The 14854-nt window shown below is 42.5% G+C and carries 13 protein-coding genes; 11 read left to right on the forward strand and 2 right to left on the reverse strand.

The window, feature by feature from the left end; genetic code table 11:
• Nucleotides 1-102: 102 nt before the first annotated feature.
• The 9 genes from hcaE to FTT88_RS04410 all read left to right on the forward strand — a co-directional run bounded on the left by hcaE (nt 103) and on the right by FTT88_RS04410 (nt 9033).
• Nucleotides 103-1470, forward strand: a complete 1368-nt coding sequence (gene hcaE / locus FTT88_RS04370) for a 3-phenylpropionate/cinnamic acid dioxygenase subunit alpha (RefSeq protein WP_067763943.1) — start codon at nt 103-105, stop codon at nt 1468-1470.
• Nucleotides 1467-1985 (forward strand): 3-phenylpropionate/cinnamic acid dioxygenase subunit beta, encoded by a 519-nt coding sequence (gene hcaF / locus FTT88_RS04375; protein WP_067763936.1) that lies wholly within the window; start codon nt 1467-1469, stop codon nt 1983-1985. Before hcaE ends, hcaF begins: the two co-directional genes overlap by 4 nt.
• A complete protein-coding gene (gene hcaC, locus FTT88_RS04380; RefSeq protein WP_067763933.1) occupies nt 1985-2311 on the forward strand; it encodes a 3-phenylpropionate/cinnamic acid dioxygenase ferredoxin subunit in 327 nt (108 codons plus the stop codon). The genes hcaF and hcaC overlap by 1 nt, the downstream gene beginning before the upstream one ends.
• A 2-nt stretch (nt 2312-2313) precedes the next feature.
• Nucleotides 2314-3132: a 3-phenylpropionate-dihydrodiol/cinnamic acid-dihydrodiol dehydrogenase gene (hcaB, locus tag FTT88_RS04385; protein ID WP_078192772.1), complete on the forward strand. Its 819-nt coding sequence runs from the start codon at nt 2314-2316 to the stop codon at nt 3130-3132.
• Nucleotides 3133-3197: 65 nt separating this feature from the next.
• A complete protein-coding gene (locus FTT88_RS04390; protein ID WP_180002939.1) occupies nt 3198-4160 on the forward strand; it encodes a 3-carboxyethylcatechol 2,3-dioxygenase in 963 nt (320 codons plus the stop codon).
• An 11-nt stretch (nt 4161-4171) separates the two neighbouring features.
• The gene (gene hcaD / locus FTT88_RS04395; RefSeq protein WP_180002941.1) at nt 4172-5407 is read left to right on the forward strand and encodes a 3-phenylpropionate/cinnamic acid dioxygenase ferredoxin--NAD(+) reductase subunit; all 1236 of its coding nucleotides are present in this window, start codon (nt 4172-4174) and stop codon (nt 5405-5407) included.
• Nucleotides 5408-5843: 436 nt separating this feature from the next.
• Complete coding sequence (locus tag FTT88_RS04400) at nt 5844-6746, forward strand: DMT family transporter (protein WP_168377924.1); 903 nt, start codon at nt 5844-5846, stop codon at nt 6744-6746.
• 229 nt (nt 6747-6975) lie between these two features.
• Complete coding sequence (locus FTT88_RS04405) at nt 6976-7917, forward strand: cation diffusion facilitator family transporter (RefSeq protein WP_078192768.1); 942 nt, start codon at nt 6976-6978, stop codon at nt 7915-7917.
• 60 nt (nt 7918-7977) lie between these two features.
• On the forward strand, nt 7978-9033 hold the full coding sequence (locus FTT88_RS04410) for an MBL fold metallo-hydrolase (RefSeq protein WP_180002943.1): 1056 nt from the start codon (nt 7978-7980) through the stop codon (nt 9031-9033).
• A gap of 81 nt (nt 9034-9114) precedes the next feature.
• Here the strand turns inward: FTT88_RS04410 and FTT88_RS04415 are convergent, their stop codons facing one another.
• Nucleotides 9115-10635: a catalase gene (locus FTT88_RS04415; RefSeq protein WP_111884100.1), complete on the reverse strand. Its 1521-nt coding sequence runs from the start codon at nt 10633-10635 to the stop codon at nt 9115-9117.
• Nucleotides 10636-12005: 1370 nt separating this feature from the next.
• Between FTT88_RS04415 and FTT88_RS17305 the strand changes: the two genes are divergently transcribed.
• Nucleotides 12006-12131, forward strand: coding sequence for a hypothetical protein (locus FTT88_RS17305; RefSeq protein WP_257223144.1), 126 nt, complete (start codon nt 12006-12008; stop codon nt 12129-12131).
• A 204-nt stretch (nt 12132-12335) separates the two neighbouring features.
• On the opposite strand, the gene FTT88_RS04420 is transcribed toward FTT88_RS17305, so the two are convergent.
• A complete protein-coding gene (locus tag FTT88_RS04420; protein WP_180002945.1) occupies nt 12336-12944 on the reverse strand; it encodes a TetR/AcrR family transcriptional regulator in 609 nt (202 codons plus the stop codon).
• A gap of 91 nt (nt 12945-13035) precedes the next feature.
• On the opposite strand from FTT88_RS04420, the gene FTT88_RS04425 reads away from it, so the two are divergent.
• Nucleotides 13036-14697, forward strand: coding sequence for an acyl-CoA dehydrogenase family protein (locus tag FTT88_RS04425; RefSeq protein WP_180002947.1), 1662 nt, complete (start codon nt 13036-13038; stop codon nt 14695-14697).
• The last annotated feature ends 157 nt before the right edge of the window (nt 14698-14854 follow it).

Here is a 14854-nt window from a genome sequence, read left to right on the forward strand (position 1 = left end):
TTAAAACAAAATAAATATTTCCCGAATATCGCTCTAAAATCCATCATCGTTGAAAAGTTGAGTCTATTACTTTGTGCCTTACTGGTCACAGGAGAGCTTTTCATGAGTGGAAAAATTGATGTGCGCGAAATCGATGCTTTGGTCGATGCACAAAATGGACGTATCACGCCATCTATCTATACCGATCCAGACATTTACGAACTTGAATTAGAACGTGTGTTCGGTCGTACATGGTTATTCCTATGCCATGAGAGCCAAATTCCTAAAGCCGGCGATTTCTTCAATACCTATATGGGTGAAGATCCAATCATCGTGGCACGTCAAAAAGATGGCTCAATCAAAGCATTCTTAAACCAATGTCGTCACCGCTCTATGCGTGTGAGCTTCGCGGACTGTGGTAATACACGTGCATTTACTTGCCCGTACCACGGCTGGTCTTACGGCATTGACGGTTCTTTAAAAGATATTCCACTTGAAGACCGCGCGTTCCCGCACGGTGCTTGTAAAGAGAAATGGGGTCTTGTTGAAGTTAACCGTGTTAAATCATACAAAGGCTTAGTATTCGCTTGTTGGGATGAAACAACACCTGACCTAGAAGAATACATGGGCGATATCGCTTGGTACTTAGATGGTGTTCTTGACCGTCGTCCAGGTGGTACAGAAATTATCGGTGGTGTACACAAGTGGGAAATCGAGTGTAACTGGAAATTTGCAGCTGAACAGTTTGCATCTGACCAATACCACGCATTGTTCTCTCACGCATCTGCGATCCAAGTATTGGGTGCAAAACCAGATGACGAATCATCTAAGAAATTAGGTGCTGCACAAACCGCTCGTCCTGTTTGGGAAACTGCGAAAGACGCGATTCAATATGGTTCACGCGGTCATGGTTCAGGCTTCTTCTTCACAGAAAAACCAGATGCAAACGTTTGGGTAGATGGTGAAGTTGCAAACTACTTCCGTGAAACATTTGATGAAGTTAAAGAGCGTTTAGGCGAAGTACGTGCTTTACGTCTTGCTGGTCACAACACCATGTTCCCAACATTGTCTTGGTTGAACGGTACAGCAACACTTCGTGTATGGCACCCACGTGGTCCAAACAAAACTGAAGTGTGGGCATTCTGTATTGCAGACGCTGAAGCATCTCAAGAAGTGAAAGAAGCATTTGAGCGTTCTGCGACTCGCGCATTCGGTCCTGCTGGTTTCCTTGAGCAAGATGACTCTGAGAACTGGATTGAAATTCAAAAAGTTTTACGTGGTTATAAAGCCCGTCAAAACAAACTCATTATGGAAATGGGTAAAGGTAACGAGAAAGTACGTGAAGATGGTATCCCTGGTATCACCAACTACATTTTCTCAGAAACAGCTGCACGTGGTATGTACCGTCGTTGGGCTGACCTATTGATTCATGAAAAATGGGAAGACGTTGAAGCTGCGGCTGACGAATATGAGAAGGAGCTTATGAAATGAGTCAAATTAGTTTAGAACTCCATCACCAAATTAGTCAGTTTCTTTATCGTGAAGCAAAATTGCTTGACGATTGGAAGTTCCGCGATTGGTTAGCTGTATTAGCTGAAGATATTTCTTATACGTTACGCACAACACCAAACGCGCAAACACGTGACCGTCGTCGTTCGATTGAGCCGCCAACAACTTGGGTATTTAACGATACAAAAGATTTGTTGGAACGCCGTGTAGCTCGTTTAGAGACAGGTATGGCTTGGGCTGAAGAACCTCCTTCACGTACAACACACATGGTTTCAAATGTGATTGTTGAAGCGACTGAAGTTGAAGGCGAATACGACGTTTACGTAACGTACTTGTTGTACCGTACCCAGAAAGAGAAAGATGTAACAATCTACTGTGGTAAGCGTCACGACAAGATCCGCAAAGTCGATACTGAGCAAGGTTTCGAAATCTTCAACCGTAAGATTACCCTTGATCAGGTGACTTACAACTCACATAACCTGAGCGTGTTCTTCTAATGAATAAGATTTTTGTTTGCCAAGTTGACGAATTAGACGAAGGCGAAGCATTGAAAGTAGATTGCGGCGTTAACGGTATCGATGCGCTTGCAGTATTCAACAACAATGGCGAATTTTTCGCGATGAACGACCGTTGTTCACATGGTAATGCTTCAATGTCTGAAGGTTACCTTGAAGATGATGGCACTGTTGAATGTCCACTTCATTCGGCTCGATTCTGTTTGAAAACTGGTCAAGCATTATGCTTACCAGCAACAGATCCTATCAAGACATTCCCTGTGATTGTTGAAGATGGTGCTTTATACGTAGAGATGGCAGGAGAGTAATCATGGGTTGGCTACAAGGCGAAGTTGCACTTATTACCGGTGGTGGTTCAGGCTTAGGCTGGGCATTGGTTGAACGTTTCTTAGAAGAAGGTGCACAAGTTGCTGTTCTTCAACGTTCTCAATCGAAAGTTGATGCATTGAAAGAACATTTTGGTGACCGCGTGCTTGCGATCGCAGGAGATGTAGCCAGCTATGAGGATAATGTTCGTGCAGTTCAAGCAACTGTAGAACATTATGGCAAACTTGACTGTTTCGTCGGAAACGCAGGTATCTGGGATCATTACGCAGATATCGTCAATACATCGGGTGAACAGCTGGAAAAAGCTTTTGATGAGATTATGGGTATTAACACCAAATCTCTCATCTTAGGTGCCAAAGCTGCACTTGATGCATTGATAGCTTCGGAAGGTTCTATCATATTTACTTTGTCTAACTCAGCACTGTATTCGGCAGGCGGAGGCCCTGTATACACAGCGTCTAAGCATGCAGGTGTGGGCATTATGAAAGAATTGGCTTATGAGCTTGCGCCTAAAGTACGAGTGAACGCTGTTGCTCCGTCGGGTATGAATGTAAACATCAAAGGTGCTGCTTCTTTAGGCCAAGAAAACCTCGGTCTACTCGATGCACGTGATCCTGAGAAGATTGCACGCGGCATGCCGCTCAATTTCTTACCCGAACCTGAAGATATGACTGGTTCATACGTGTTATTGGCTTCTCGTCAAAACAACCGCCCATTAACTGGTGTTTTAATTAATGCTGAATGTGGTCTGGGTATCCGTGGTTTACGTCAACCACGTGCTGGCTTCTTTGACGAGATTTAATTCGCCAAATACGTAAAGGACTTACTCGGCAGCCGTCTTGGCTGCCTTCCGTTTAGGAGTCACCCATGGCCGTTAAACTTATTTGTGCATCGCACAGTCCCCTAATGGAATTTGCTTCTCCGCAAGAGAAATACAAAGAGGAAAAAGTTCGCGAAACTTTTGCCAAACTTGCTAAAAAAGTTGAAGACTATAATCCAACATTGATCATTACTTTTGGTCCAGACCATTTCAATGGTTTCTTCTATGACCTCATGCCATCTTTCTGCGTCGGTATTCGTGCCAAAGCAGCAGGTGATTGGGATTATGGTAAAGACAATGACCACATTAATGTGCCTGAAGAAACAGCAATCAGTCTGGTTCGTCGCGTATTGGATGAAGGTGTCGATGTTGCATACTCTTATCGTATGCAGGCAGACCACGGTGTGACTCAACCATTACATTTCCTTTGTGGTGGCAAGCTTGATCGTTATCCAACGATTCCAATTTTTATCAATGGTGCAGCTGCGCCGATGCCAACAACCAAGCGTACAGTCGCTTTGGGGCGTGCAGTCGGTCAGTTCATTAAATCATTGAACTTAGAGAATGAACGTGTACTTGTTTTGGGTACAGGTGGTTTGTCTCATGATCCACCAACGCCGCAAATGGGTTCAGTTCCACCAGAAGTGGAAGAGTTCCTGATTGCAGGTCGTAATCCAACTGAAGAGGCACGTAATACACGTCAAGGCAAAATCATTGCTGTCGGTCAAAAACTCGCAGCGGGTGATACTTCTGTCGCAGTGCCTTTAAACCCAGAATGGGATCGTGCATTGCTTGAGACGTTTGCCAAAGCTGACTTTGCTGCCATTGAAGCAATGACTGAAGCTGAAATTCGTGTTGAAGGTGGTCGTGGTGGTCAAGAAGTTCGTTCTTGGATGGCTGCTTTTGCTGCACTACATGAAGTGGGCGAATACGACATGACAACACATTGCTACGAAGACATTAGTGAGTGGATTGCGGGCTTCGGCATCGTATCTGCAGAATTGAAATAAGGAACAAACCCATGAGCCAAAATGGTATCGAAACCATCGTTATTGTTGGAGCTGGTCAAGCTGGTGCTAGCGCCATTTTAGAACTCCGTGCGAACAAGTATGAAGGCAAAATCATTTTGGTGGGTGATGAAACACATCTTCCTTATGAACGTCCGCCTTTGTCTAAAGACGTAATTCTAAAACCTGAAGAGACCAAAATCGAAATTCTGTCAGAAGAAAAATTGGCAGAACTCGGTGTTGAACATATTCGTGGCAATGGCGTTGTGAAAATCCATAGCGATGCGAAAACAGTTGAACTGAAAAATGGCGAAATTGTTGCATTTGACAAGTTGCTTCTAGCAACTGGTGGTGCAGCACGCCGTTTACCGAATTTCGATGCTTTGGGTAAACACGTTTATACCTTACGTAACCTTGAAGATTCACAAGCATTGGTGCCTGTATTACAAGCGGGTCGCCGTATTGTATTGATCGGCGGTGGTGTGATTGGTCTTGAGCTTGCTTCTTCAGCACGTTCTAAAGACTGTATCGTGACCGTGATTGAAATGGGTCCGATGGTCATGGGTCGTTCATCTCCACGTGTTTTAAGTGAATTCTTATTGGCACAGCAACGTCTTGCAGGTGTAGATGTTCGTCTTTCGACTTCTATTGCTGACTGTAAGCTTGATGGCGAAGAAGTGGTGATCACGCTTGAAGGCGGTGAAGAACTTCGTGCCGATGCAGTGATCTATGGTATTGGTATTGTGCCAAATGCTCAACTTGCGGTTGATGCAGGTTTAGACGTTGATTTTGCCATTAAAGTGAATGATAACTGCCAAACTTCGCATCCAGATATTTATGCAGCGGGTGACGTTGCGACTCAGCTTCGTGACTGTGGTAACCACCGTCGTGTCGAAACTTGGGAAAATGCGAACTTGCAAGCAGGTATCTTTGCTCGTCATGTAATGGGTGTTGAACATCCAACCCCAAATCCAGCGTGGTTCTGGACAGATCAATTGAATATCAACTATCAATTTGTAGGTGATATGGCTGCAAGCGAATGGATCGTTCGTGGTGAAATTAAACCTGAATTGGCGGCTGAGTCTTCATTTGTATTGTTTGGTGTAACTGACGGTGTCATTGTTGGTGGTATTACGGTGAATGCTGCAAAAGAGATGCGTCATTTGAAAAAATTGATTAGCAAGAATGCGGCGTTTGAAGCGGATAAATATTTAGATTTAAGCCAAGATTTACGTAAACTTGTAAAGTAAGCTGAATGTCTAAGAGGAGCAGACTTACGGTAACGTAGGTCTGTTTTTTTATGTCTTTAGTTTTAGCATCGCACTTATAAAGCTATTTTGTAGTCCATGTATATAGTTTTAGCTTATATAGATCTATTCAACGGTTTTAATCCTCCCCAGCCCTCCTTTTTCAAAGGAGGGAGTAGTCTTTGTGAAGAATGGATTTCGTTTAGATGTTTCCCTCCTCTTTTTTTTAAGAGGGGTTAGGGGAGATTATTGATCGTTTGAAGAGAAGTCCTTATACCCCAAACGATCGGGTGGCATTCATACCGCCTCCAATTTAGTTGATAAAGGGGAGAACAATAATTGGTCTTAAACTTTATTAGTTAATGGTCTTACGAGTAGTTCCAGATCTGAATAGTGGGTTTCAGGTTAAGTCGTTAGAACAATCAAATTTGAGAATGAAATGAAATCTTCACTGCCGCTGACGGCAAGTATATATGCTCTTTTGGTACTGATTTGGGCGACGACGCCGCTCGCGATTGTGTGGAGTGTGCAGGAAATACATCCGATGTGGGTGTTGATTATCCGTTACTTCGGCGCATCTATTATTGCGCTGTTTCTGTTGAAATTGATGCGTGATCCTTTGCCGTTTGATGAAACCTCATTAAAAAGTTATGTGGCAGGGAGTTTGAATTTGATTGGCGCACAGTTGTTTATTTATCTCGCAGCCAATTATCTCACCTCTGGTTTAATGGCACTGATTTTTGGTTTTTCACCCTTAATTGCCGGTTTGATTGGGCATGTAATTTTAAAAACACATAAATTGGTCGCTTTGCAGTGGTTGGGCATGGCGGTTGCAGTGGGAGGTCTAACTTTTGTCTTTGCAGATTCTGCTGATAGCAAAGTCAATCCAATTGGCGTTGTCCTGATGCTAATCAGCATGGTGTCGTATATTAGTTCGATTTTTTGGGTGAAGCAGATTAACGCACCGTTAAAGCCGATGTCACAGGCAACCGGTTCCCTGATTGTTTCTGCTTTAGGATCGATGCTCATTATTCCTTTTATCTGGCAGCATTTTCCAACCGAATTGCCAAGCGGCCGTGCAATGATTGGATTTGTCTTTACCATGATCATGTCATCCATTGTGGCAATGCTGTGTTACTTCTGGCTTATAAGACGTTTGGCCGCATCAACGGTGTCACTAAGTAATGTGATGACACCTGTCATAGCATTGGTTTTGGGAGCGACGTTGAACAGTGAACATATTAGCTCCAATGCCTTTGTTGGAATCGTGGTCGTGATGTTTGGTATTGTGATGTACTTTTGGAAAGAGTGGCGCGAGCAATATTTTAATAAAGTACGTTGAACCGTGTACATCTACAGAATTATAAGGAAGCTGCGGCTTCCTTTTTTTCTATACCTTTGCGCTAAAGAGCGTGTTTCACATGGAACATGATGGCATTGTCGAAACAATCGACAGTTGGTGTAAAAACAACAAAATAACAAACAACAGCTACAGTCAGTTTGAGTACTATGGAATGAGTTATAAAATCAAATAGATCTGTTTGATAAAAATAAATTTAGGACAATTTTAAATGTCTGAATCTAACAAAATCGTGGTATATGCAGCGCTCTTCGGCAATTTAGCGATTGCACTGGTGAAGTTTGTCGCTGCCTATATCACGAATAGTTCGGCCATGTTGAGTGAAGCTATTCACTCTGTGGTTGATACTTTAAATGAAATCTTACTGCTCTACGGTATGAAAAAATCGCAGCAGCCAGCAAATGCACGCCATCCGTTTGGCTATGGGAGAGAGCTGTATTTTTGGGCTTTTATTGTGGCGTTGATGGTCTTTGCTTTGGGTGCGATCGTGTCGATTTATCAAGGGATTAGTCATATTTATCACCCCGAAGAAATGCAAAATCCGATGATTAACTATATCGTATTAGGTATTGCGATTTTGTGTGAAGGGACCTCTTGGTTTGTGGCATTGAAAGCATTTCGTAAAATCAAAGGGAAACAGGGCTATTTTGAAGCATTTCGACGCAGTAAAGATCCGACGACATTTACCGTGTTATTTGAAGATTCAGCAGCGCTGATTGGTCTGTTTATTGCCCTGATCGGTATCTATTTATCACACGCGCTGAATATGCCAATGCTTGATGGTCTGGCATCAATTCTAATTGGGGTTGTACTCGCTATTTCAGCAATTTTACTTGCACGTGAGACTAAAGGATTGCTCATGGGAGAAACTGCTGACCCACAATTGAGGCATAATGTCTTGATGGTTGCAGAGCAAGATCCAGCAGTGCATTCTGCCAATGGGGTGTTAACAGAGCAGATGGGTGCACATCAAGTTTTGGCATCTTTGAGTCTTGAATTTAAAGATAATTTAACGTCAGATGATATAGAAGCTTGTGTCAACAGAATTGAAGCACAAATTAAACAGCTTCATCCTGAAATTGTGGCACTCTTTGTCAAGCCTCAATCTCGGAAGGTTTGGCTTGAGCGCATGAAAGGTCGTCTTGATCAATAGGTCTGCGAGGTTAAATACTTTGCAAGGTTTGTCAGCATAGTGAATGAATTTTAAATACACATGAATCAAAAAACTCAATCAGCACAGTTTCAAATCAGTACTAAAAGCTGTATGAAACATACGTGGACGAAGCCTGTATTTGATTATCTGGCAACTGACCATTTTAATGGGGAAAAATTTTTTAATACCCTTCGAAATCCAGATGCGTTTACGCGTAAAGATATGCTGAAATGGATCATGACGCGTAAAAGCGATACATGGAAAGTAGATCGTGAGCAAGAATACCAACAGTTTTTTGCTTCTTCGCGTAGCATTCCGCAAAATCGACCTTTGGCTAAAATGGATGATTGGTTAGTTTGGTTTGTTGGGCATGCTACGGTGCTAATTCAAATTGGGCCATATAATTTTTTGACCGATCCTGTATGGGCGGAGTATGCAGGACCACGTCAAGGGACTGGACCACGACGTGCTTGTCCTGCAGGAATTGCCTTAGAAGAATTACCCACCATTCATGGGGTTTTACTGAGCCATAATCATTATGATCATATGGATTTAGCAACCTTGAATTGGTTACATGAACAATTTGCTATGCCGATTTATACTGGTTTAGGCAATGCTTATTATTTGCCAACACACTTCAATGTCATTGAACTTGATTGGTGGCAATCGGAAATGTTTGAAGATTTACGCATCGTCTATACGCCGGCACAGCATGGCTCAGGGCGTGGATGGCGCGATCAAAATCATGCCTTATGGGGCGGGTTTTCTATCGTACATAGCACAGGGCATTTTTTCTTTGCAGGTGATACCGGTTATGCCGCACATTTCAAGCAAATTCATACACGCTTAGGCGCACCGCGTGTGGCGTTATTGCCGATTGGGGCTTATGAGCCACGTCGTTTAATGAAATATTTGCATATGAATCCCGAAGAGGCTTTTCAAGCGCATAAAGACTTACAGTCTAAATGTTCATTGGCCATGCATTATCGGACTTTTCAGTTGACCGATGAAGCTAGAGATCAGCCGGAGCATGACTTACATCAAGCCATGCGTAAAACGTCAAAGTTAATGAATCCATTTTTGACCATGCATGAAGGCAAAAAACTGATTGTTTAAGGATTAATTAGAAGGTAATTGGAATATTTAATGCCAAGAAAAAACCACCTTAAAAGGTGGTTTTTTATTCAAAGATAAAACTTAAAGCAAGCCAGGATTACCTTGAGCTGGATCAGTTGCACGAGCAGCTTGCGCATCCGCTACAGTTAAGCCTAATGCTTTTGCAACACCTTCACCATAAGCTGGATCACATGCGTAACAGTTACGGATATGACGGTATTTGATGAAGTCGAGTGCATCGCCCATTGCGCCAGCAGTGTTATTAAACAATGCTTGTTTTTGTTCATCATTCATTAAGTTGAATAATGCACGTGGTTGACTGAAATAGTCGCTGTCATCTTCACGATAATCCCACAAGTCAGCATCACCAGTAATTTTCAATGGTGGTTCTTTGTATTGTGGTTGCTCTTGCCATTGGCTGAAGCTGTTTGGTTCATAATGCGGTGTTGCACCATAGTTACCATCCATACGGCCTTGACCATCACGACGGTTCGAGTGAACAGGGCAACGTGGTGCATTTACAGGAATTTGGTAATGGTTTACACCCACGCGATAACGTGCAGCATCAGCATAGTTGAATAAACGCGCTTGCAGCATACGGTCAGGTGAGAAGCTAATGCCCGGCACCAAGTTACTTGGTGCAAAAGCGGCTTGTTCAACATCTTGGAAATAGTTTTCAGGATTACGGTTGAGTTCGAATTCACCCACTTCAATCAACGGATAGTCGCCTTTAGGCCATACTTTGGTTAAATCAAATGGGTGATAAGGTACTTTTTCTGCATCAAGTTCAGGCATAATTTGAACGTACATTTTCCATTTTGGAAAATCGCCGCGTTCAATTGCATTGAACAGATCGGTTTGTGAGCTTTCACGGTCTTTGGCAATAATCGCTTCAGCTTCAGCATCGGTTAAGTTTTTAATGCCTTGTTGAGTGCGCATGTGGAATTTAACCCAGAAGCGTTCATTATTGGCATTAATAAAACTGAAAGTATGGCTACCAAAACCATGCATATGACGGTAACCATCTGGAATACCGCGGTCAGACATCACAATAGTAACTTGGTGTAGAGCTTCAGGAAGTAAAGTCCAAAAATCCCAGTTATTAGTTGCACTACGCTTATTGGTTTTCGGATCACGTTTTACTGCTTTGTTTAAGTCAGGGAATTTACGAGCATCACGTAGGAAGAAGACTGGTGTGTTATTACCAACTAAATCCCAATTACCTTCTTCAGTATAGAATTTCAGGGCAAAACCACGAATATCGCGTTCTGCATCTGCAGCACCACGCTCACCTGCTACGGTAGAAAAACGAGCAAAAAGTTCAGTTTTTTTACCAACTTCTGAGAAAATTTTAGCACGAGTATATTGGGTAATATCGTTAGTTACGGTAAACGTACCGAAGGCACCAGAACCTTTGGCGTGCATACGACGCTCTGGAATCACTTCGCGAACGAAATTACCGAGTTTTTCATTAAGCCATAGGTCTTGGGCAAGCAAAGGACCACGTGCACCTGCCGTCATACTGTTCTGATTATCTACAACAGGAGCACCAGCATCAGTTGTTAGGTGGGTGACAGGACATTTTTTAACGTCGTCGCTCATTGAGTATCTCCATTATTATAATCATGTATTAAAGTTGGGAGTTATAACCTTATCAATTGATAACACGCTCAACAGCACATGACATTAACCGTTTTGTTAATTCATTTTAAAGTGACAATGTGACAACAGTTTTTCTCTTATTGTAAAAAATTTTTAGGCAGCAATAAATCGACGAGATATCATAAAACTGTTGTGATTGAAAGCTTAAGAGTCTTTATCTACTCATTTACTCTAAAACTTTATTTAGCTTTTGACAAATGGAAATATAGTTTTGAACGAATGGTTAATTCGATTGATTAAGTTATTGAATTTATATTATTTATATATTTTGTTTTAATATTTTATGGGGTGATGGGGTGATGGGGTGATGGGGTGATGGGGTGATGGGGTGATGGGGTGATGCTAGTTGGCACACCTATCTTTATTGTTGTCAGGTCAGATGTTGTCACTCCAGCGTGAATCGATTCCTACATCATATCAACATACTAGGCAACCTTACGTGATCGCATATCGTAGTCGAGGGGGTTAATGGCGAACCCATTTTGACCTCGGGGTATATTTTACTCCCAAAAGGATAAGCACTTAAACAAGACTGGACCGTATTGGCATGAGCACATGGCACGACTGTGTGGCTGATACAAGTGCTCCTTCAAGTGATTATACAATGGGCCTGTGTATAGTTTGCAACTAGTCATAGATGGTGCAATCGACAGTTGTTTGAGGCATGGCTATGTAGTGGTTACAACAGATTATCAAGGACTAGGTAAGCCAAAACAGCACCCTTATATGAATGTAGTCAGTTAAGTTTATAATTTGGTGGATTCTGTACATGCACTGCATTCTTGGAAGCCGAAGCAATTTAATAAAGACTGGATGGTGATGGGGGCATAGTCAAGGTGGTGCAGCTGCTATTGCGGTTGCAGCTCAGGGACAAAAAGATGCGCTTGAATTGAATCTTAAAGCTGCAATACCCTTGGCACCGGGTGGTTATCAATATGAATGTATTGCTGAATACGTAGAAACCAATCCAAATCCAGATACCAACGTAGCGGCATTTTTCCCCAGCGTGTTGTTGGGAGTAGCCGAAGCAGATCGATCAATGTAGATCAACAGGTTAGTCCAGATATGCAGTCTTTACTAAATCAGGCCCGTAAACGTTGTTTATCAGAAATAAAAAAATTAGTTAAAATAAGCACCTCAGCCAATCTTTTAAAAAATTCAGACTTAAGGCCATCCCCAAGCTATTTAAAACGGCAGTCGATTGAATATATGACCCTAACCGTAACACTGATGTTTGTTTAAGGCGCCGCAGACCATTTGTCGATCACCTTGGTACTCAAAGTTATTACCAGAAAGTGTGCAAATAAAAATTGCCAGTAGTCTATCAGGCGATCCCAAATGGCTATCATCGTGGTGCATTAGGCCATAGTCCAAAATATACGGCTGAATTTTTAAAGAGCTTACAACTGGCCAGCATTGCAAAGGCGTATAAATGAGACAAGTAAGCTGGCAATAAAAGCTTAACTTCTAAAGCACTTTTATTGACGGATGAAACAAGTGATGAATGATTTTCTTCTACCGTAAAAATGAATTTCCTAAATATCTAAAATAACTGGTTTAAGAGCCGATTTTTTGTAAATAACATGACTTTATTTTATTCACCGATGCATTTGAAACATCATTAGACTTGTCCGCGAAGTCTAATCGCGCAACATATGAATTATATCTCGCTTTAATTCATCCCACTCCCCAAAATCAGGCTCAATCAATAAAGTTTGCGACACAAAGCCATAACACACCCGCTGCATATTTAAAGCCATCTGTTTGAGCTGTTCATCATCCTGTATAAATGGCTCAAGCATACTGCGCCACATTTGCACCATCATGGCATAACTCTTACGGTAACTTTCAATATCTGAAATCTGCCGTTCTAACAAAAACACCTGTGACCATAAAAACTGCTGTGCTTGAATTTGCTCAATTTGAAAATGAATAATCCGCTCTAAATAAGTCTGAAACTTCAAATCTGTGGATAACTTGATCAAGCTATGTGCATAACTTTTTAAGCTTTCCGCATTGTGTTTCACATGTAAATGAATGGTTAGCGCAATCAAATCTTCCTTTTTAGAAAAATATTCATAGAACGTTCCCAAGCCCACGCCTGCAAGGTCGGTAATTTCCCGAATGGTAATTTGGCTGGCAGGACGCTCATGCAAAAGCCGAACAAAACTGTCCTGTAAGGCTTCTTGCGTCAGTTTGGCACGTGATTGACGTGGCTTACGCCGTATTTGAATGGCTGAATGCTTCATATTTTTAAGCGCGGAAAACCGAACGTCTATGCTTTAAATTTTCTCTATACTGAAATGAAAAGCCAACAAGAACAAGCGGAAAATATAGACGATGAATACATTAGAACAGACATGGATGACGCATCAAATCAGCAACCAATTTGATGAACTGGAAAACTACAATCTATTTTCAAGCGATACGGTTTTACATGAAATTTTAAAACGCTATGGCAGCCATGATCAGCCGACCTTATGCGAAATGGGCAAAGTCGCAGGTTCGAGTGAATATTTTCAGCATGGGGCTTTAGCCAACAAACACACGCCAATTTTACATGCCTTCGATGCGCGTGGTCGCCGTACTGACTTTATCGAGTTTCATCCCTCATGGCATAAATGGATGGGTCTCAACCGCCAGTTTGATACCCACGCACATCCATTTAATCAGCCAAACTCTAAGACTAAATGGGTGGAATGGGCAGCACGTTTTTATCTTGCAGGACAGGTTGAATGTGGCAATTTATGCCCCAACTCCATGACGCTCGGCAGTATTCCGCTCATTCAACGTGAGCCTGAACTGTGGGCGAAAATTGGCGAGAAACTACTATCGACGGAATATGATGAACGCGATATGCCGATTGCGCAGAAAAAGTCGATTTGGCTCGGTATGGGCATGACCGAAAAGCAGGGCGGTTCGGATGTGCGTGCCAATGAAACCATTGCCGTGCCTGTAGCAGAAACAGGACGAGGCAAGGCTTATTTGCTCACAGGACATAAATGGTTTTTCTCTGCGCCCATGTGTGATGCGCATTTGGTGGTGGCAAAAACCGAACAAGATGGCTTGGCTTGTTTCTTTGTGCCGCGTTGGTTGGAAGATGGCACGAAGAATAATATTCAGGTGCAACGCCTAAAAGAAAAAGTCGGTAACCGCAGTAATTCAAGCTCGGAAGTCGAATTCAAAAATGCATGGGGCATTATGATTGGTGAGGCAGGGCGTGGCATTCCAACCATTATTGAAATGGCGAATTATACCCGTCTGACCTGTTCGGTCGGTTCGAGCGCCATGCTGCGTCAAGCTTTGGTGCAATGCATTGCCTATACTCGTCAGCGTCAGGCTTTTGGTAAACATTTGATTGAACAACCCTTAATGCGTGCAGTTTTGGCAGATTTGGCTTTAGAGAGTGAAGCAGCGACGCAGCTCAGTTTTCATTTGGCGCAGTGCTATGAATCAGATGATGCCTTGTCTGTGGCATGGAAACGCATTATGACCCCAGCAGCTAAGTTTTGGATTTGTAAACGTGCAGTCGAACTAACTGGTGAGATGATGGAAGTCTTTGGTGGTAATGGTTATGTTGATAACGGCATCATGGCGCGCATTTTTAAAGAAGCACCTGTGAATACCATTTGGGAAGGTTCAGGCAATGTTATGTGCCTAGATGTGCTGCGCGCGATTGGGCGTGATCCTGAATCTATTGAGGTGCTGTTTAAAGATTTGGCCAGTACAGCAAGTACAGATGAAAGCTTGCAAACAGAATTGCAGGACTTGTTCAGGTTGTTCCATCAATCGCCTGAAGATTTACAATTTATGGGGCGCAGTCTAGTGAGCCGTTTAACGGTCTTGGCACAAACGGTTTTACTGAAACGCTATGCGCCTGACTATGTAGCAAATGGCTTTATTCAAAGCCGTTATAGCGCTAAACATGGGCAAGTAGTGGGGATGTTGGACGCCAAAATGGTCGATGTGGAGCGTTTGCTGGAAAGAGCTTTCGCAAGTTAAATGCAACGTATTTTCCTCTCTCTTTGGGAGCATAGGTATCTACACATTTTTTATAAATTGAATGCGATCTGAGCAATCGCATTCAGCTCATCAGACGAATACTCTGACAACAACTGAAGAGTGTTCAATAGTATTGAAAGCCCTGCCAGTATGGCAG

The sequence above is a fragment of the Acinetobacter sp. YH01024 genome (assembly GCF_013420195.1).
Classification (GTDB): Bacteria; Pseudomonadota; Gammaproteobacteria; order Pseudomonadales; family Moraxellaceae; genus Acinetobacter; species Acinetobacter amyesii.

Coding starts and splice junctions, on each gene's coding strand:
- hcaE (WP_067763943.1), top strand. CDS start 103: ATGAGTGGAAAAATTGATGTGCGCGAAATCGATGCTTTGGTCGATGCA.
- hcaF (WP_067763936.1), top strand. CDS start 1,467: ATGAGTCAAATTAGTTTAGAACTCCATCACCAAATTAGTCAGTTTCTT.
- hcaC (WP_067763933.1), top strand. CDS start 1,985: ATGAATAAGATTTTTGTTTGCCAAGTTGACGAATTAGACGAAGGCGAA.
- hcaB (WP_078192772.1), top strand. CDS start 2,314: ATGGGTTGGCTACAAGGCGAAGTTGCACTTATTACCGGTGGTGGTTCA.
- FTT88_RS04390 (WP_180002939.1), top strand. CDS start 3,198: ATGGCCGTTAAACTTATTTGTGCATCGCACAGTCCCCTAATGGAATTT.
- hcaD (WP_180002941.1), top strand. CDS start 4,172: ATGAGCCAAAATGGTATCGAAACCATCGTTATTGTTGGAGCTGGTCAA.
- FTT88_RS04400 (WP_168377924.1), top strand. CDS start 5,844: ATGAAATCTTCACTGCCGCTGACGGCAAGTATATATGCTCTTTTGGTA.
- FTT88_RS04405 (WP_078192768.1), top strand. CDS start 6,976: ATGTCTGAATCTAACAAAATCGTGGTATATGCAGCGCTCTTCGGCAAT.
- FTT88_RS04410 (WP_180002943.1), top strand. CDS start 7,978: ATGAATCAAAAAACTCAATCAGCACAGTTTCAAATCAGTACTAAAAGC.
- FTT88_RS04415 (WP_111884100.1), bottom strand. CDS start 10,635: ATGAGCGACGACGTTAAAAAATGTCCTGTCACCCACCTAACAACTGAT.
- FTT88_RS04420 (WP_180002945.1), bottom strand. CDS start 12,944: ATGAAGCATTCAGCCATTCAAATACGGCGTAAGCCACGTCAATCACGT.
- FTT88_RS04425 (WP_180002947.1), top strand. CDS start 13,036: ATGAATACATTAGAACAGACATGGATGACGCATCAAATCAGCAACCAA.